Source organism: Streptomyces sp. Rer75 (genome assembly GCF_013414305.1).
GTDB lineage: Bacteria > Actinomycetota > Actinomycetes > Streptomycetales > Streptomycetaceae > Streptomyces > Streptomyces himastatinicus.
This window is the reverse complement of sequence record NZ_CP058693.1, coordinates 9,771,252-9,787,832: the sequence shown is the minus strand read 5'-3', so window position 1 is coordinate 9,787,832 and position 16,581 is coordinate 9,771,252. Positions and strand designations below refer to the sequence as shown.

Genomic DNA, 16,581 nt, shown 5'->3' with positions numbered 1-16,581 from the left:
GTTCCGTATCCGTCGATGCGCGTATCAGTCGATGCGCTCGAAGGGCTCCGTGCCCTCTTCGTCCGGCGCGACCGTGAAGACGACCTTCTCGAGCGTCCCGGTGAACGCGAACTCGCCCTCATAGCTGGGCGAGGAGGGCGACAGGGTGTCCCGGCCGATGTCTAGGCCCTGCCATCCCAGGAAGTGCGGGAGGACACGGGGAATGTCCTCGCTTCCGACCGGCCGTCCCGACACGGAGAGGTGTCCGACGCCCCGCATGTCGCCGGTCTTGACGAACTCGAAGGTCAACTCCGCCGGGCCGGTGGGGAGTTCTTCCTCCGAGGTCACCGTGTACCGGGTGCCGAGGAAGTTGTACTCGTAGACCAGCCGGTTGTCCTTGACGTACAGCACGTATCCGCTGCTGATGCTGCCCAGGGACACCAGGACGCCCTCGTCCGACGCGGTGGCCCGGTCGACCTGTGCGGTGATGCGGTGCGCGCGGTTCATCACCGGTGGCACCGCGGCAATGGGCAGATGGGCCATGCCGGGGTAGTACGTGAAGGTGGTGCGCATGCGCGGCGAGCCGGGGCGCGGAATCTTCGCCCGGTAGGCGAACCCCTGGTCGTCCAGCGGCAGCACGTCGTACTTCCCCGCCTCCACCCAGAAGCGGGCGATCATCTTCTGTAGTTGCTCGGGCCGCTCCCGCGCCAGGTCGTTGCACTCCGAGAAGTCGGTGTCGTGGTGGTACAGCTCCCACTGGTCCTCGTCGAAGGACGTGCCGCGCTGGTGGAAGGCGACGGCCTTCCAGCCGTCGTGCCAGATCGCGCGGTGCCCGAACATCTCGAAGTACTGGGCTTCCTTGCGCGTGGGCGCGGTCGGCGAGCCGAAGGTGTAGGCCATGCTGACGCCGTGGATCGGCAGTTGCGGGATGCCGTTGTAGACCTCGGGGGCCTGCACACCGAGCGTTTCGAAGAGGGTCGGGACGATGTCGTTGACGTGGTGGAACTGCTGCCTGACCTCGCCGGTGCGCGGCAGCCCCCGGGGCCACTGCACGATGAGCGGGCAGCGGACACCGCCTTCGTGGGTGTTCTGCTTGTAGCGCTTGAACGGCGTGTTCCCCGCCTGCGCCCAGCCCCACGGGTAGTTGGCGTGGGCGCGCGTGGTGCCGATGTCATCGATCCGCGCGACCATCTCCGCCAGGTCCTCGGGGATGCCGTTCTGGAACGCGGTGGGGTTGAGCGAACCCTTCTGTCCGCCCTCCTGGCTGGCCCCGTTGTCCGAGAGCAGGATGGTGATGGTGTTCTCCATCTGGCCTATCTGCTCCAGGAACTCCATCAGCCGCCCGATGTGGTGGTCGGTGTGGTCGAGCATCGCCGCGTAGGCCTCCTGGAGGCGTACGGCCAGCTTCCTCTCGTCGTCCGACAACTCGTCGAAGGGCACGACCCCGGGGTTGCGCGGCGCCAGTTCGGTGCCGGGCGGCAGGATGCCGCGTTCGATCTGGCGGGCGTGCCGGGTGGCACGCTCGGCGTCCCAGCCGTGGTCGAACCGGCCCCGGTATTTGTCCAGGTACTCCTGGGGAGCCTGGTGCGGGGCGTGGGCCGCGCCGAACGCCAGATACAGGAAGAAGGGCTTGTCCGGAGTGACCGACGTCTGGTCGCGGACGAATTCGATCGACCGGTCGACCAGGTCCTCGCTGAGGTGGTAGCCCTCTTCCGGGGTCTTCGGCGGATCCACGGCGTGGTTGTCGTAGAACAGCTCCGGATAGAAGCTGTCCGTCTCGGCTTCCAGGAATCCGTAGTAGCGCTCGAACCCGCGCGACAGCGGCCACTGCGTGTACGGACCGGACGGGGTGGTCTGCTCCATCGGCGCCAGATGCCACTTGCCCACGGCCATGGTGTTGAAGCCGCTGTCGCGCAGCACCTCGGGCAGGGTCGCGGCGGCCGTGGTGATCCGTCCGCGGCCGCTGGGGAAGCCGGTGTCGAAGTTGGACAGCATGCGCATGCCGACGGAGTGGTGGTTCCGGCCGGTCAGCAGCGAGGCACGGGTCGGCGAACACAGCGTGGTGGTGTGGAAGTTCGCGTAGCGGAGGCCGCCGGTGGCGAGGGCGTCCATGGCCGGGGTGTCGATGTCCGAGCCGAAGCAGCCGAGGTCGGAGAAGCCGACGTCGTCGAGGACGATGACCACGACATTGGGCGTGTCCTCGGGCAGCTTCTGCTCGTCGGGCCACCACGGGGTCGACTCCTCGTAGGTGGTGCCGATCTTGCCTTGGAAGGTCCCGCTCGCGGACGGCGTATGCGGGGAGGCGTTGGTCATCCAGAACGCTCCTTTGCGCGGCCGGCAGACCCCTGGAGGTTCCGGACAAAGGCTCCAGTTAACTGGCCTTACCAGTAATCTGGGCGTCAGTTTCGCCCGCTCCCGTTGCCTGTGTCAACCACCCCCGCCCCCGGTCCGGGGCCCGGGCGGGCGGTCGGCGGATGGGGTTCGTCAGGGGGAGCCGGGCAGGTCCGCGGCGCAGCGGAACCCCATGTGACCGGTGCTGCTGTCGGGGGTGTTGGCCGTGCGCGCGGCGACGCGATAGCGGTTGCAGTACGACGCGTGGCACAGATAGGAGCCGCCGCGGATCACCTTCGCCTCCCCGGTGGGAGGACCGGCCGGATCGTGGCGGGTCTCCGGGCGGTCGGCCGCGTGCCATGTGGTGCTCCACCAGTCGGAACACCATTCCCACACGTTGCCCGACGTGTTGTACAGGCCGTAGTTGTTGGCGCGGTAGGACTTGACCGGCGCGGTCCCCAGATATCCGTCCTCGCCCGTGTTGACCTGCGGGAACTTCCCCTGCCAGATGTTGCAGCGGTGCTGCCCGCGGGGCAGCAGCTCATTCCCCCAGGGGAAGCGGGAGCGTTCCAGACCGCCACGCGCCGCCATCTCCCACTCCGCCTCCGTGGGCAGGCGCTTGCCCGCCCATGCCGCGTAGGCGGAGGCGTCGCGCCAGGAGACGTGGACGACGGGGTGGTTCGACAGCTCGGTCCATGACGCCCCCGGGCCGTACGGCGCCCGCCAGCACGCCCCCTCGACCGCGAGCCACCAGGGCGCCTGCGCCACCGTTCCGTCGCGCACCATGCGCCGGGCGCCGGGGTGGACGAGTGCGTAGAACACGAAGGACCAGCCGTAGCGCTCGGCGTCGGTCCGGTAGCCGCTGCCGCGCACGAACGCCGCGAACTGCCGGTTGGTGACGGCGGTGGCGTCGATACGGAACGGCGACATCCGCACCTCCCGGACCGGGCCTTCACCATCCTCGGGGAACGCGTCGGCGTCGTCGCCTCCCATCAGATACGTCCCCCCGGGGATGCGCAGCATGGCGCGCAGCCCCTGCGCCCGGTCCCGCTCCGGGGCCTGGACCGTCGGCGCGGTGGACGGCTCGGGGTTCTCCTGGTCGCTGCCCCCTGAGCTGGGGGCGCAACATGCGCCTGACATCGTTCCTCCGACCGCGGCTGCTGTTCCGTGGGCTCGAGAGTACGTCCCGCCAGGGCCGGAGGCGCCGGGGGTGTCCGGCCCGGGACCGCGAGGCGATCGCCCGGCGGTTCAGTGTGCCCAGGCGGGTGTCCAGGTCCCGGCGGCGGAGCGGTCGAACCGGCCGGAGTCGAAGTGGCGGCGGAGGGCGTCGAGCGCCGGGTGCGGGTTGTCGCGGTGCCACAGCAGGGAGTGCGGGTAGACCGGTGTCGGGTCGCGCAGGGGGATGCGGCGCAGGTCGTGCTCGGCGGGCCAGACGAGGCGTGTCTGTTCGCCGACGAAGGTGGCCAGGGACCGGGAGTCGGCGACGGTGTCGAGCAGGGGCTCGGTCCCGAAGTCGGGGCCGGTGATCTCGATGGTCAGCCCGAACGCGGTGGCGAGGTCGTCGTAGTAGGCCGTCGACTCGGTGCCGGGGACGAGGCCGGGCATCCAGATCCGGTATCCGGCGAGTTCGGCGGGCATGACCGCGCGGGCGGTGGCGAGTTCATGGGCCGGTCCGGTGAGCAATTGGACGGGCTCGTCGAAGGCGCGGGTGGCGCCGATGTCGTCGGGGAGCTTCCGGCCGGGCATGGTGACGGCGCGGAAGGACGCGTCGATGGTGCCGGAGCGGAGGGCGTCGATGGCCGTGTCGACGTCGACGAGGGTCACGACGTCCAGCTCGGCCTCGGGGTGCGCGCGGTGGAAGTCGCGCAGCGTGGCGGCCGGGGCGAGCCGTCGGCCGATCACATCGACACGCAGCGCACGGCGGCCGGGGCACACGGAGGCAACAGCCCGCGCTTCGGCCTGGAGGAGTTCGCGGGCGTGGGGCAGGAACGCCTGTCCGTCGATGGTGAGCTTCGCTCCCCTCGCGGTGCGGGTGAACAGCCGCACCGCGAGGGCCTTCTCCAGCGTGGCGATGCGTTTGGAGACGGCCTGCTGGGTGACCGCCAGGTCGGTGGCGGCGTCCTGGAACCGCCCCGCCTCCGCGGCGGCCACGAAGGTGCGCACGGCGTCGAGATCCACGCCGGGCAGGATATCCGCACAACCGCCGGTTGTGTCGTGCGGCGGATCGGTTGTTTGATCCGGCCCTCACTCCTCGCTTGGATACCGACGGTCAGCGTGTGGTGGGTGCGGGTCGGCGGCGAGGGGGCATGGAGCATGGCGGGCAGACGGGCGCTGGGGCGTCGGTTCGGGTGGCTGTGGGCGGCGTATGCGGTCAGCGCGTACGGTACGGGGTTCGGCTTCGGCGCATTTCCCCTGATCGCGGTCCTGGTGCTGCATTCAGGACCGGCGGAGGTGGCGGCGCTGGCCGCCGCGGGGCGCGCCGTGGGGGCCCTGGTCGCGGTGCCGCTCGGGCCGTGGGTGGAGTTCCGCCGCAAGCGGCCGGTCATGGTGGCGATGGACCTGGTCCGGTTCGCGGCGATGATGAGCGTCCCCGCCGCGTTCGCGCTCGGCCGGCTCACCTTCGCACAACTCCTCGTCGTGTCCGTCGCCGTCGCCGCGGCCAACATCGCCTTCAACGCCGCCAGTGGCGCGTATCTGAAAACGCTCCTGCCGCCGGAGGACCTGCTCGTCGCGAACAGCCGGTTCGAGTCCACGACATGGACCGCGACGGTGGTCGGGCCGCCCCTCGGCGGGGCCGCGATCGGGATGTTCGGCCCGGTGACGACCATCGTGGCCGATGCGGTCAGCTATCTGCTCTCGGCGCTGGGCATCCGCGCCATCGGCGGGACGGAACCGCGCCCCTCGCGCACCGGCCCACGGCGGCTGCGCGCGGGCGATCTGCTCGAAGGGTGGCGCCACATCCTCACCCACCCGGGGCTGCGCCCGCTGTTCTTCAACGCGATCGTGGTCAACGGTCTGATCATGGCCTCCGAGCCGCTGCTGGCCGTACTCCTGCTGGGCGACCTCGGATTCGCCCCCTGGCAGTACGGCCTGGCGTTCGCGGCCCCTTGCGTCGGCGGGCTGATCGGCGCCCGCCTGGCGCGCCCGCTCGCCGCCCGGTTCGGGCAGCACAGGATGCTCCTCACCGCCGGGGCGCTGCGTGCGTGCTGGCCCGTGGGACTGGCGTTCGTCGGTCCTGGTATCCCCGGGATCGTGCTGGTCATCGCCGTTCAGCTCGGCCTGGTGACGTGCTGCGGCCTGTTCGCTCCCCTGCTGGCCACCTACCGGCTCGACCACACCGGCCCCGACCGGGTCGCCCGCACCCTGACCGCGTGGTCGGTCAGCAGCAGCGCCGCCATCGCGGCCATGACCGCCCTGTGGGGGCTGCTGGCCGCCGCCACCAGCCCCCGGACCGCGGTCGCGGCCGCCGGAATCCTCCTCCTGGCGACCCCGCTGCTGCTCCCGCGCCGGGAGAACACGCCCCGGCCCCGGCTCACCGGTGCCGCGGAAGCCATCGATCGCGTCTGAGGCCGGAAAGCTCAGCCGGTTCGTGGGCTCAAGGGCCCGGCTCCGTACCCGTCACCCGGGCGACCAGGTCGGCCCAGCCCGCTTCCAGCCGCTCCAGGGGCATCCCGCGCTGCCGGGTCAGGTGGTGGACCAGGGCAGGGTCGAGATATCCCATCAGCACCTGGGCCAGGAGATCACAGTCGGCGTTGGGTGTGATCTGCCGCAGCAGGACCGTGACGTGCGTGGTGAGCGCCTGGGCCGACGGGTGGGCGAACCGGCGAGCGGGCTCCGGCTCGGCCGCCAGTTGCAGGTCCAGCTGCTCCGCCGAGCGGTGCAGCACCGCCACGCCGAACGCCCGCAGCCGCTCCTCGGGCGGCGCTCCGGGACCCAGCGGCGGCGGCCCGCCGAGGAAGTCGGCCTGAAGCGTCTTCGCGGAATGATCCAGCAGCGCCATCAGGAGTCCGGTGCGGTCGCCGAAGCGGCGGAAGACGGTCCCCTTGCCCACCCGGGCGGCGGCGGCCACCGCCTCCATCGTCACCCCGGCGGCACCGTGCTCGGCGATCAGCCGGGCGGCGGCCTCCAGCAGCCGGGCCCGGTTGCGCGCCGCGTCGGCCCGCAGGCACGGCTCGTCCCCGGCGGTGCTGAGCTGGAGCAACTCGGGCTCGCCGAGCGGCTGTTGTGGCGTCGGCAAAGGTGGCAGGGCGCTGGACATGAAAACAGCGTAAAGCACGGGACAAGAAAACTGGACCGTGGTCCGGTTAGCTGCTACAACATTAAACGGACCTCGGTCCGGATGACAGTGGCACATTTCAGCACCGTGGAGTTCGTATGTCCGTTCGTATTCTTGCGCTCGTCGGCAGCCTTCGCGCCGGTTCGCACAACCGCCAGCTCGCCGAGGCGGCCGTCACGTTCGCCCCCGAGGGCGCGGACGTGGAGATCTTCGAGGGCCTGGCCGAGATCCCGTTCTACAACGAGGACATCGACGTCAAGGACGAGGTCCCGGCCGCCGCCGCCAAGCTGCGCGAGGCCGCGCAGTCCGCGGACGCCTTCCTGCTCGTCTCGCCCGAGTACAACGGCACCATCCCGGCCGTCCTGAAGAACGCCATCGACTGGCTGTCCCGCCCGTTCGGCGCCGGTGCCTTCGGCGGCAAGCCGGTCGCCGTCGTCGGCACCGCCTTCGGCCAGTACGGCGGTGTGTGGGCGCAGGACGAGACCCGCAAGGCCGCGGGCATCGCCGGTGGCAAGGTGCTGGAGGACATCAAGCTCTCCATCCCCGGTTCGGTGACCCGCTTCGCGGAGACCCACCCGGCCGATGACGCCGAAGTCGCCACGCAGCTGACCGAGGTGGTCGCGCGCCTGCACGGCCATGCGGAGGCCGCCGCCTGACCGAGCCCGTGCAGACATGGGTCACTCGTCACCCGGGCACGGCTCTATGTCCCGAGACACCCCCAGACGCGGGGCGGCGCGCTGGGCGGGGGTGTAGGGGCCTTGCAGGGCTGAGCACACGGTCCGGTGCCATTGGCCCGGGGAAAGGCGGAGGGTCAGGTCGTCGTCGGGGCTGAGCAGGCGCAGCGTACCGCCGGCGAGGCGCCAGGCGGCCGGGCTTTCCGCCGCAGGCCCTTCGAGGCGGCCGAGCAGCTCACCGCCGGGAGAGACCAGACCGATGTGCCCCACGAAGCTGACGACGAGGGTTCCGTCACCCGCCACGCCCAGGAGTCCCCCGGCCTCCTCCAGACGACGGGTCCGGGGCTCCCTGTGCTCGTCGTCCACCCGCCACCACGCCACCCTGCGGTCCTCTTCGAGCGCGGCAAGCCGGTCGCCGTCGGGGGTGAAGGCCAGCCAGTCCGTCCCGTTGTAGCGGAGCGGGGCGCCTTCGAGCCGTGCGACGCGGGTGCCGCGCCGCGCGTCCCACACCTCGGCCCGGCCGCGCTCCCGCCATGGGTCCATGACCACCGCCACGTGGTCGCGGCGGCCCGGCCTCGGGGTGAGCTGGCCTGTTTCGGGAATGGCGCCCGATTCCGGCGGGGTCCGCTCCAGGTGGACGGGGCCGCCGCTCTGGACTCCGGTGCGCGGGTCGAGCCGGACCAGGCTGCCGCCCCGGCAGAGGAGTACCAGTTCACCTCCGGCCGTCTGCACGATGTCCTGCGGCGCGTTCCAGACCGGGCTGCCTGCCCGGCCGCAGTCCCACGTGACCCTCCCGCGCGGGCGCAGGGTGTCGGCGTCGTACAGGAGCGCGGTGGTGGACTTCTCGGACCAGACCAGCAGCGCGTCCGCGCCCTTGCGAGCGACCCAGAGCAGGCGGAGGGCGAGGTCCTTCTGCTTGCGGACGCGCTCGGAAAGGAGCGTGTCGCGCCGCTGGACGCCGGGACCCAGCACCTCGAGCCGCCCCCGGTACAGGCGTGCGGTGCGCGGGCCGTCGGGTTCCGCGGCGAGGGCGGCATCGGTGGTCCCCAGCGTGTCGTCGTTACGCGCCTGAAGCGGCGGGGGCGCCGGTGCGGCCCGCACCCGAAGCAGGGAGTTGCCCTCGGCGGTGAGCAGCGTGCGCGGGCCCGGGCCGCTTCCGGCGACCGCGACACCCATGGATTGCGCCTTGCCCGGCACCGTGGCGGTCCAGTAACGGTGGTCGCCGCGTGCGTCGAGGATCGTGACGCGCCGGAAATCGCCCCGCTGGGCCGACGTCGTGCCGTTCTCGTGGACGAGGTGGGTTCCCGTCTCGTCCACGCCCCTGATGCTCCCCGCGAGCGTGCCGCTCGGCTGATGCGCTCCGGGAACCACGGAGTACCAGCGGGCGGCGCCGTCCCGCGGCATCACCCAGACACCGCGCCCCCGGTCGGCCTGCTGCTCTCCCATGGCGTCCGCCTGCCGGTAGACCCGGCGGACGCGTTCGCCGGTTTCGGTGGCATGAACATCGAGAGAGCGCTCGTAGCGTGACTGCCGCCCGCCGCTCACCCGTCGGCCGGCGGTCACGGCGAGCCGGTCCCCGTTCCCGAGCAGCCAGGCGGATCTGGGCTCCTGGGGCTCCTGCCGGTCCACGGACCGTTGGGACACGGGCAGTTTCCGGCCGGTTGCCGCGTCCCACAGACGCACCAGCGCCCGTCGTCCGGCGTCCTCGGGGCGCGGCTCCTCGAAGCGGAAGAAGTGCAGCAGGCGCTTGCCGTCCTCGGAGAAGTCCACCGATGTCTCGTAGGCGTCCCCGCGGTCGGCCAACGGACCGGACACGGTGTGCGGCCGGGGGACGGTATCGGTCAGGTTCCAGAGCAGGACGCTCCCGTCCGCCGTCGCCATCGCGTAGCGCCGGCCGTCGTCGCTGACCGCGTCCTGAAGGCCGCCCAATCCGAGGTCGGCGGGTACGCCGCGCAGCCGTGTCGCGCGTGGTCCTCCCTCGCGGGCACCGGTGACGGCCGTGACGTCCAAGGCGGCCCTGCCGTCCGGCTGGGAGATCACCACGAGAGTCCGGCCGTCCGGTGTCGCCTTCATCGACCGTGCCGAGCCCCGCCACAGCCCGCTGTGCGAGGACACGACGTCGTGCGCACGGACGTACTGGCCGAACAGCGCCTGCTGCGCCTCCGGCGTGTGCCGCGCCTGCCAGGCGCCCGCGGCGTAGCGGAACGCGCTGTCCGGTGAGCGCTCCGCCGTGTCGCCGGACAGTTCGCTCAGCTCTGTGGCAGCGGCCGTGCGCAGCTCGCGCAGGTCCCGTTGACGGGCCCGGTAGGTGTCCACCGCGAGTGCCGTTGCCACCAGCGCCAGTGCGGTGACGAGTCCGGTGAGGCCCCAGAGGCGTCGCAGCCCCCGCCACTGCCGCCGTCGCCCCGCCTCCAAGTAGGCCCGTTCGAGGTCGGTGAGGTCTTCGGGGCGGACACTCAGCCACTCCAAGCCCTGGGCCAGGCGCACCCCGTGCGGCAGCAGTCCCGCGGGCCGACCGCGCTCCTCCCATTCGGCGGCGTCCCCCGCGGTGCGGTCCTGCCACTCGCGGAACTCGGCGCCGTCGCGCAGCCAGCCCGCCACGCGCGGCCACTCCCGGAGCAGCGCCTCGTGGACCACGTGCACGGTGCCGCCGGAGCCCTCGTCGGCGGCGCGTTGCGCGACATCCCATACGAGGAGGCGACGCCCGGCCAGCGTGCGCGCCAACTCCGCCTGTTCAGCGGGCAATTGATGGGTCGGCAGGGCGCGGCGGGTGAACCCTCCCCGGCCGTCGGGCCGGGCGAGCTGCTGGAAGAGGCGACGGGCGGCGTCCTCGGCCGTGCCACTGCGCGCGAGGCACTGGTCGAGGGTGGTGTCGGCGTACGCGGCCAGGGCACCCCCGACGCCGCCGATCTCCTCGTATGCGGCGTGCGTCAGGGTGTTGGCCTCGCGGCGGCGCCACAGCTGGGTGAGTGTGAACTGGAGCAGCGGCAGGCAGCCCGGCTCGCCGACGGCGTCGTTCACCAGACGCCGGATCAGGCCGTCCTCGAGGCGGAGCCCGGGCACGGTCCTGACCGGTTCCTCGACGGCGCGGGTGAGCGCCTCCTCGGTCATCGGGGCGAGGAACGTCACCGCACGGCCCAGCGATGCCGAGGTGTCGGCCGCGGTGAGCGCCTCCAGGGTGGCGGGCCGCGCGGTCAGCACGACGCGCAGTCCGCCGCCCTGTGCCGGGTCGGGGGCCTGCGCCAGTGCCGACAGCAGGTGGAAGGCCCGCAGCGCTCCGTGCGGCGAGTCGGCGGCGTACTCCTCGAACTGGTCGAGAAGGAGCACGGCGCCCCTCGGCCCGAGTTCGTCGCACAGTCGGCCCCGCAGGGCGATCCGCTCCGCCTCGGACCCGGCGCACGCCTCGCGCACCGCGGCAAGGCGCTCCTGGCGGGCGGCTGTGTCGGGCACCGCACCGTGCCACACAGCGGTGACGGCCTCGGCGACCCAGGCGTCGGCGTGCTCGGGCGTGGCGCCGGATACGTCGGCGGGCTGGGGCACCCGCAGTGCCGACGGCGTGCGACGACGCCGCAGGTCCGCCAGCAACCCGGCTCTGAGCAGGGACGACTTACCGCTGCCCGAGGGGCCGACCAGGACGGTGAGGGGCTGGGAGTCCAGCGCCGCCACCAGCTCGCGCACCTCGTTCTCCCGGCCGTGGAAGTACCGGGCGTCGCCCTCCTCGAACCTGTCCAGACCGCGGAACGGACAGGGCAGGGACACATCCGATCCGAGGAGCCGGTCCACCGGGATCAGATATGCGGTGCCGCTGATGCCGTACCGCCCGCGGGTGACCAGCATCCCGACCACGGCGCCGCCCGTCACGTCCCAGACCGCGGCCCCGCTGAACCCCCGCCCGATGGGCACTCCGTGCGCCGCCAGGTCGAGCTGGAGCCTGTCGGCACGCTGCCGACCGCGCAGAACGCCGGTGGCGTTCACCCCGCGTGGCGCGTCCTCGGGGAAACCGAAGGCGCGGATCTCGCCGCCCCACTCATCGCCTGTGCCGTCCACGAACGGCAGCGGTTCCGTACCGTCCACCGCCTCGGCCAGGCGCAGGACCGCGACGTCGTCCTCCGGCCTCCAGGATTCCACCTCGGCGACGACCGGGGCTCCCGCGTCGGCCCCGGTGAGCAGCGGAAAGTCCACGGAAACCGGTCCCTCGGGACGGCCCCCTCCCGACTCCTGCACCACGTGGGCACAGGTGCACACCAGCCGGTCGGCCACGAGGAAGCCCGCACCGGCGACCACCCCGTCCGAGCCGAACACCCGGGCGGCGCCCCGCTCGTACCGGGCCTGACGCGGCAGAGAACTAGGGCGCATCGGTTCGGTCACGCTCGCCGGGCCCCCATTCGACTCCCACGGTGAAGTGCGCCTCGCCGGCGGTTTTGGCGAGGACCACACCGGCCTCGGCGGTCACCTTCATGCCGAACTCCAGCGTGATCCGGTCCGGGCGGGACGACATCGTGCGCAGCGAGTCGACGACATCCTGGACGGCCGGGCGCACCCGGTCCACCGCGTTGCGCAAGGTGTCGGCGGCGTCCCCGACGGCGTCTGCCATCCGTGGCCTGCCGATGGGTTCGTACGGGGCGCCGGATGCCGGGCGGGATGGGGTGGGCGTGGTCGTCTCCACCCGCAGGAGTGAGCCGTCGTCGAGTTCGATCGTGGTGATGGCTGTCATGGCGCTGGGACCCGTCCTGTGGTGCTGAAAAAGCGGTCCTACCAGACCGTATCCGCCGACGGGCGCGACGTCACCGAAATGAACGAGCCAAACGGGGACCAGAGTTACTGGTCAAAGGTGATGCCGCACAGCCTGCGGATCTCATCCATCGCCCGCAGCGTGACGATCGAATCCTCCAGGGGCCGCAACGGGGTCTCCCGCAGGCCCGCGGCGATGCACCGGGCCACCTCGGCGGCCTCGAAGTGCAGGGCGTCGTGGGCGCTTTGCGGTTCGGTGTACGTCATCCGCCTGCCGCTGCCCGACGGAGTGAGGACGAGGTCGCCGGGCTGGTAGAAGGGGCCGGGCAGGCTGAGGGTGGCCCGGGTGCCGGCGATGGTGGCGGTGGTGGGGGTGTCGCTGAACAACGTGGTGTGCAGGACGGCCTGGCTGCCGTGCGGGCCGCGGAGGATCGCCGACGTCTGGCCGTTCACGCCTGCGGGGTGGGGCTGCCCCGAGGCCAGCGCCTCCGCCGGTGGGCCCAGGACCCAGGTGGCCAGGGAGACGGGGTAGGTGCCGAGGTCCAGCAACGGGCCGCCCGCCAGTTCGGGGCGCAGGATGCGGTGTTCGGGGGTGAAGTGCTCGCCGAGGTCCGCCAACACGGTGTGAATCTCGCCGAGGGCACCGGAGTCGAGGATCTGGCGGATGACGTCGAACTTGGGCAGGAAGAACGTCCACAGCGCCTCGGCGCAGAACCGCCCTTGCCCGGTGGCGAGTTCGGCGATTTCGGCTGCCTGGGCGGCGTCCAGGCCGATCGGCTTCTCCACCAGGATGTGCTTGCCGCCCTCCAGTGCGATCCGGGCGCAGGCGAGATGGGCGGTGTGCTCGGTGGCGATGTACACGACGTCGACGTCGGGCGCGGCGGCGAGGTCCTCGTACGAGCCGTAGGACCCGGGAATGCCGTGGCGGCCCGCGAAGTCCTCGGCGCGGGCGGCGTCGCGGGAGGCCACGGCCGTGAACCGCTGTCGGGTGTGCCTCCGGACGGAGCGGACGAAACGCTCCGCGATCCAGCCGGTGCCCATGACGCCCCAGCGCAGGGCGGGGGCGTCCATCGGGTCCGGGGTGCGGGCGGCGGGCAGGGTGGTGGGAGCGGCGGGCATGGGTCAGACCTCCGGGACCTGCACGGGGATGGTCCTGCCACCGTCCTCCATGGACGCGATGACGGCCCCGGCCACCGCGGATGCCACCAGCCCGTCATGGGCCGTGGCCATAGGCGACGCGGCTCCCGTGCGCACCGTGTCGGTCCATGCCTGGAGTTCGAGCCGGTAGGCGTCGGCGAACCGGGGGCGCCAGTCGGCGGGGTAGCCGCGGGACCGGGTCCGGGCCGAGTCCGCCACGATCCGGGCCGGATGGGTGAGGGCAACGGTGCCGTGTTCGCCCACCACCTCGCAGCGGATGTCGTAGCCGTAGCGGGCGTTGAGGAAGACCTCGACGGTGGTGAGGGCGCCGTCGGCCGTGTGCAGCAGGATCAGCTGGGGGTCCCGGAAGCCGGACACCGCCGCCGTGGAGCGCGGCGCATGCCAGCTGACCTCGGTGACGGGCGAGCCGAGCAGCCACGGCACGGTGTCGAATTCATGGATGGCGGACCCGGTGATGCTCAGCTCATCGGTGCAGCCGGGCGCGGAGGACACGCCCCGGCTGACGCAGCGCACGAGCAGCGGGCTGCCGCACTCCCCGGCGGAGACGGCGGCCTTGAGTTCCGTGTGGGCGGGGTCGAAGCGGCGCATGAACCCGAGGGAGATCAGTCCCCCTCCGGCCCGCCGCTCCTCCCGGACGACCCGCACGCACTCCTCGAGCGTGGGGGCGAGTGGCTTCTCGCACAGCACCGGCTTCCCGGCCCGTACCGCGGCGAGGGACAGGTCGGCGTGGGTGGTGTCGTGCGAGGCGATGACGACGGCGTCGACCTCCGGGTCGTCGATCACCGCGTAGGCATCGTCCGTGGCCCGGGCGCCGGGCACGGCGCCGGCGACGGAGGCCGCACGCTCCTTGTCGATGTCCGCGACCCGCGTGACCTCGGCGCCGGAGACGTGGCCATGGAGCGTGGCGACGTGGTCGGCGCCCATGTTGCCCGCGCCGATCACGCCGATGCGTACGCCGCTCATGCCAGGTTCACCCACGCTCCGCTGTCGACGGACTGCGTCATGGCGTCCAGTACGGCCGCGCTGTGCACGGCGTCGTCCAGGGTGGCCCCGTGCGGTGTGCCCTCGGTGATCGAGCGCAGGAAGCGGTACGCCTCGATCACCTTGAGGTCGTCGTAGCCCATGCTGGTCGCCGCGCCCGGCTGGAAGGCGCCGTACTCACCGGCGCCCGGGCCGACGTGCACCGTGCTGACCGGCTGGTCCTGGTAGGTCGTGCCGCGGCTCACGCCCAGCTCGTTCATCCGGCGGAAGTCCCAGAACACCGCGCCCTTGGTGCCGTGCACCTCGAAGCCGTAGTTGTTCTGCTCGCCGACCGAGACCCGGCAGGCCTCCAGCACACCGCGGGCGCCGGAGGCGAAGCGCAGCAGGCAGTTGACGTAGTCCTCGTTCTCGACCGGGCCGCGTTCGCCACCGGTGGCCAGGGTGTGACCGGCGGTGGCACCGGTCGGACGGGCCCGCTCGGGGACGAAGACCGCGGTGTCGGCGGTCAGGGCGGCGATGTCGCCCAGCAGGAAGCGGGCCAGGTCCGCGCCGTGCGAGGCCAGGTCGCCCAGCACTCCGCTGCCCCCGCGCGCCCGCTCGTACCGCCAGGTCAGCGCGCCGTCCGGGTGGGCCGCGTAGTCGCTGAAGAGACGGACGCGGGCGTGGGTGACCGTGCCCAGTTCACCGGAGGCGATGAGCTCGCGGGCCGCCTCGACGGCGGGAGCGTTGCGGTAGTTGAAGCCGACCGCTCCCTGCACACCGGCCGCGGCGACGGCGTCGGCCACCGCGCGGGCGTCGTCGGTGGTCAGGCCGACCGGCTTCTCGATCCAGATGTGCTTCCCGGCCTCGGCCATCGCGACACCGATCTCGCGGTGGAGGAAGTTCGGCGCGGTGATGCTGACGGCCTGCACCCGCGGGTCCTGCGCGACCTCGCGCCAGTCGCGGGTGGCCGAGGCGAACCCGAACTGCGCCGCGGCCTCCTCGGCCCGGCCGGGCACCGCCTCCGCCACCGAGATCAGCTGCGGGCGTGCGCCCAGGTGCGGGAAGTGGTGCGGGACACGGGCGTACGCCTGGGTGTGCACCCGGCCCATCCACCCGAATCCCACGACGGCAACGCCGAGCGTGCTGGCCATGACTGCCCTTCATTGGACCGTTCCATTCTTGCTCCACCTCACCCTGAATCCCGTCCTCCCTCGTGTCAATGCCTTTGACACCCCCCACCGGCCTGTGGAACGGTCCATCCATGAGACCCCCGACGATCCGTGACGTGGCCGAACGGGTCGGCGTGTCGAAATCGCTGGTCTCCCTGGTGCTGCGCGGCTCCGATCAGGTGAGCCCCGAGAAGCGGCAGGCCGTGCTGGCCGCCGTCGAGGATCTCGGCTACCGGCCCAACGCCGCCGCCCGCAGTCTGAGCGAGCGCCGCACCCGCTCGGTCGGCGTGCTGCTGAACGACATGCGCAACCCCTGGTTCGTGGAGCTGCTGGACGGCATGAACTCCCGTCTCCACGACAGCGGCCTGCACATGCTGCTCGCCGACGGCCACCTCAACCGACGGCTCGGCGAGGACCTCACCCGCACCTTCACCGAACTGCGGGTCGACGGACTGATAGCCGTGGGCACCCTGCCCCCCTCGAACGTGCTGCGCGCCGCGGCCACCCACATCCCCACCGTGGTGGCGGGCGCCCGCGAACCGGTGCTCCCCCGCGTCGACGTCGTCGCCAACGACGACGAGCACGGCGCGCGCCTGGCCACCGAGCACCTCATCGGACTCGGCCACCGCCGCATCGCCCACATCGCGGGCCAGGGCGTCGTCGGCGAGCTGCGACGGCGCAGCTTCGAGACGGTCATGCGCGAGCAGGGCCTGGCCGACACGGCGCTCGTCGAGCAGGGTGACCTGACCGAAGAGGGCGGCTACCGGGCCATGGTCCGACTGCTCAGCTCCCCGCCGCGGCCGAGTGCGGTTTTCGCCTTCAACGACATCGCCTGCGTCGGCGCCCTGTCGGCAGCCGAGGAGTCCGGCCTCCAGGTCCCGCGGGACCTCTCCCTCGTCGGGTACGACAACACCTACCTGTCACGCCTGCGGCACCTGTGGCTGACCACGGTGGACAACGCCAGCCATGACGTCGGCCGCCGCGCCGCGCAGCACCTCCTGGACCGGATCGCGGATCCGGCGCGTCCGGCGGAGACCGTCCTCTCGCCGCCGACCCTCGAAGTACGGGGCACCACGGCGCCACCCGCGCCCGACGCGGGCGTCTGAGCCGCCTGGGGGGAATCAGCCGACGCGCCGTCGGGACTTGCGCTGAGTCGGCCGGCAGCTTCCACGATCTCATCCTTCATGCGAAGCCCGGAGAGAAAGCGGTGGATCGATACCGGAGCCGGTTGACGCGCTCGCGCGCAGTCTCCGGCCGTTCGTGCTCGTCGGATGACGGCGCGCTCGTGCACGACGTGCAT

General features: G+C 72.1%; 12 protein-coding genes. 3 read left to right on the top strand and 9 right to left on the bottom strand.

What is annotated here, in order from left to right; translation table 11 throughout:
- Window positions 1-24: 24 nt before the first annotated feature.
- The 3 genes from HYQ63_RS41260 to HYQ63_RS41250 form a co-directional block, all read right to left on the bottom strand.
- Window positions 25-2,292: an arylsulfatase gene (locus HYQ63_RS41260; protein ID WP_179939161.1), complete on the bottom strand. Its 2,268-nt coding sequence runs from the start codon at window positions 2,290-2,292 to the stop codon at window positions 25-27.
- A gap of 171 nt (window positions 2,293-2,463) precedes the next feature.
- The gene (locus tag HYQ63_RS41255; RefSeq protein ID WP_179939160.1) at window positions 2,464-3,450 is read right to left on the bottom strand and encodes a formylglycine-generating enzyme family protein; all 987 of its coding nucleotides are present in this window, start codon (window positions 3,448-3,450) and stop codon (window positions 2,464-2,466) included.
- A 108-nt stretch (window positions 3,451-3,558) separates the two neighbouring features.
- Window positions 3,559-4,488: a LysR family transcriptional regulator gene (locus tag HYQ63_RS41250; RefSeq protein WP_179939159.1), complete on the bottom strand. Its 930-nt coding sequence runs from the start codon at window positions 4,486-4,488 to the stop codon at window positions 3,559-3,561.
- Between the two features lie 135 nt (window positions 4,489-4,623).
- On the opposite strand from HYQ63_RS41250, the gene HYQ63_RS41245 reads away from it, so the two are divergent.
- Window positions 4,624-5,877 carry an MFS transporter gene (locus tag HYQ63_RS41245; RefSeq protein WP_179939158.1) on the top strand — a complete coding sequence of 418 codons (1,254 nt, stop codon included), beginning with the start codon at window positions 4,624-4,626 and terminating at the stop codon, window positions 5,875-5,877.
- Window positions 5,878-5,905: 28 nt separating this feature from the next.
- On the opposite strand, the gene HYQ63_RS41240 is transcribed toward HYQ63_RS41245, so the two are convergent.
- A complete protein-coding gene (locus HYQ63_RS41240; RefSeq protein ID WP_179939157.1) occupies window positions 5,906-6,586 on the bottom strand; it encodes a TetR/AcrR family transcriptional regulator in 681 nt (226 codons plus the stop codon).
- Between the two features lie 98 nt (window positions 6,587-6,684).
- Between HYQ63_RS41240 and HYQ63_RS41235 the strand changes: the two genes are divergently transcribed.
- Window positions 6,685-7,242 carry an NAD(P)H-dependent oxidoreductase gene (locus tag HYQ63_RS41235; RefSeq protein WP_179939156.1) on the top strand — a complete coding sequence of 186 codons (558 nt, stop codon included), beginning with the start codon at window positions 6,685-6,687 and terminating at the stop codon, window positions 7,240-7,242.
- Between the two features lie 21 nt (window positions 7,243-7,263).
- Here HYQ63_RS41235 and HYQ63_RS41230 read toward each other — a convergent pair whose 3' ends face one another.
- The 5 genes from HYQ63_RS41230 to HYQ63_RS41210 form a co-directional block, all read right to left on the bottom strand.
- Window positions 7,264-11,628, bottom strand: a complete 4,365-nt coding sequence (locus tag HYQ63_RS41230) for a serine protease (RefSeq protein ID WP_179939155.1) — start codon at window positions 11,626-11,628, stop codon at window positions 7,264-7,266.
- The gene (locus HYQ63_RS41225) at window positions 11,606-11,974 is read right to left on the bottom strand and encodes a CU044_2847 family protein (protein WP_179939154.1); all 369 of its coding nucleotides are present in this window, start codon (window positions 11,972-11,974) and stop codon (window positions 11,606-11,608) included. The genes HYQ63_RS41230 and HYQ63_RS41225 overlap by 23 nt, the downstream gene beginning before the upstream one ends.
- A gap of 104 nt (window positions 11,975-12,078) precedes the next feature.
- Window positions 12,079-13,110: a Gfo/Idh/MocA family protein gene (locus tag HYQ63_RS41220; protein WP_179939153.1), complete on the bottom strand. Its 1,032-nt coding sequence runs from the start codon at window positions 13,108-13,110 to the stop codon at window positions 12,079-12,081.
- A 3-nt stretch (window positions 13,111-13,113) separates the two neighbouring features.
- Complete coding sequence (locus HYQ63_RS41215) at window positions 13,114-14,112, bottom strand: Gfo/Idh/MocA family oxidoreductase (RefSeq protein WP_179939152.1); 999 nt, start codon at window positions 14,110-14,112, stop codon at window positions 13,114-13,116.
- Window positions 14,109-15,263 carry a Gfo/Idh/MocA family protein gene (locus HYQ63_RS41210; protein ID WP_179939151.1) on the bottom strand — a complete coding sequence of 385 codons (1,155 nt, stop codon included), beginning with the start codon at window positions 15,261-15,263 and terminating at the stop codon, window positions 14,109-14,111. The genes HYQ63_RS41215 and HYQ63_RS41210 overlap by 4 nt, the downstream gene beginning before the upstream one ends.
- 110 nt (window positions 15,264-15,373) lie before the next feature.
- Between HYQ63_RS41210 and HYQ63_RS41205 the strand changes: the two genes are divergently transcribed.
- Window positions 15,374-16,387: a LacI family DNA-binding transcriptional regulator gene (locus HYQ63_RS41205; protein ID WP_179939150.1), complete on the top strand. Its 1,014-nt coding sequence runs from the start codon at window positions 15,374-15,376 to the stop codon at window positions 16,385-16,387.
- Window positions 16,388-16,581 lie beyond the last annotated feature (194 nt).

Bases quoted from the DNA above. Each gene is read 5' to 3' on its own strand.
- HYQ63_RS41225 (WP_179939154.1), bottom strand. From the start codon at position 11,974: ATGACAGCCATCACCACGATCGAACTCGACGACGGCTCACTCCTGCGG.
- HYQ63_RS41255 (WP_179939160.1), bottom strand. From the start codon at position 3,450: ATGTCAGGCGCATGTTGCGCCCCCAGCTCAGGGGGCAGCGACCAGGAG.
- HYQ63_RS41205 (WP_179939150.1), top strand. From the start codon at position 15,374: ATGAGACCCCCGACGATCCGTGACGTGGCCGAACGGGTCGGCGTGTCG.
- HYQ63_RS41235 (WP_179939156.1), top strand. From the start codon at position 6,685: ATGTCCGTTCGTATTCTTGCGCTCGTCGGCAGCCTTCGCGCCGGTTCG.
- HYQ63_RS41210 (WP_179939151.1), bottom strand. From the start codon at position 15,263: ATGGCCAGCACGCTCGGCGTTGCCGTCGTGGGATTCGGGTGGATGGGC.
- HYQ63_RS41260 (WP_179939161.1), bottom strand. From the start codon at position 2,292: ATGACCAACGCCTCCCCGCATACGCCGTCCGCGAGCGGGACCTTCCAA.
- HYQ63_RS41220 (WP_179939153.1), bottom strand. From the start codon at position 13,110: ATGCCCGCCGCTCCCACCACCCTGCCCGCCGCCCGCACCCCGGACCCG.
- HYQ63_RS41215 (WP_179939152.1), bottom strand. From the start codon at position 14,112: ATGAGCGGCGTACGCATCGGCGTGATCGGCGCGGGCAACATGGGCGCC.
- HYQ63_RS41245 (WP_179939158.1), top strand. From the start codon at position 4,624: ATGGCGGGCAGACGGGCGCTGGGGCGTCGGTTCGGGTGGCTGTGGGCG.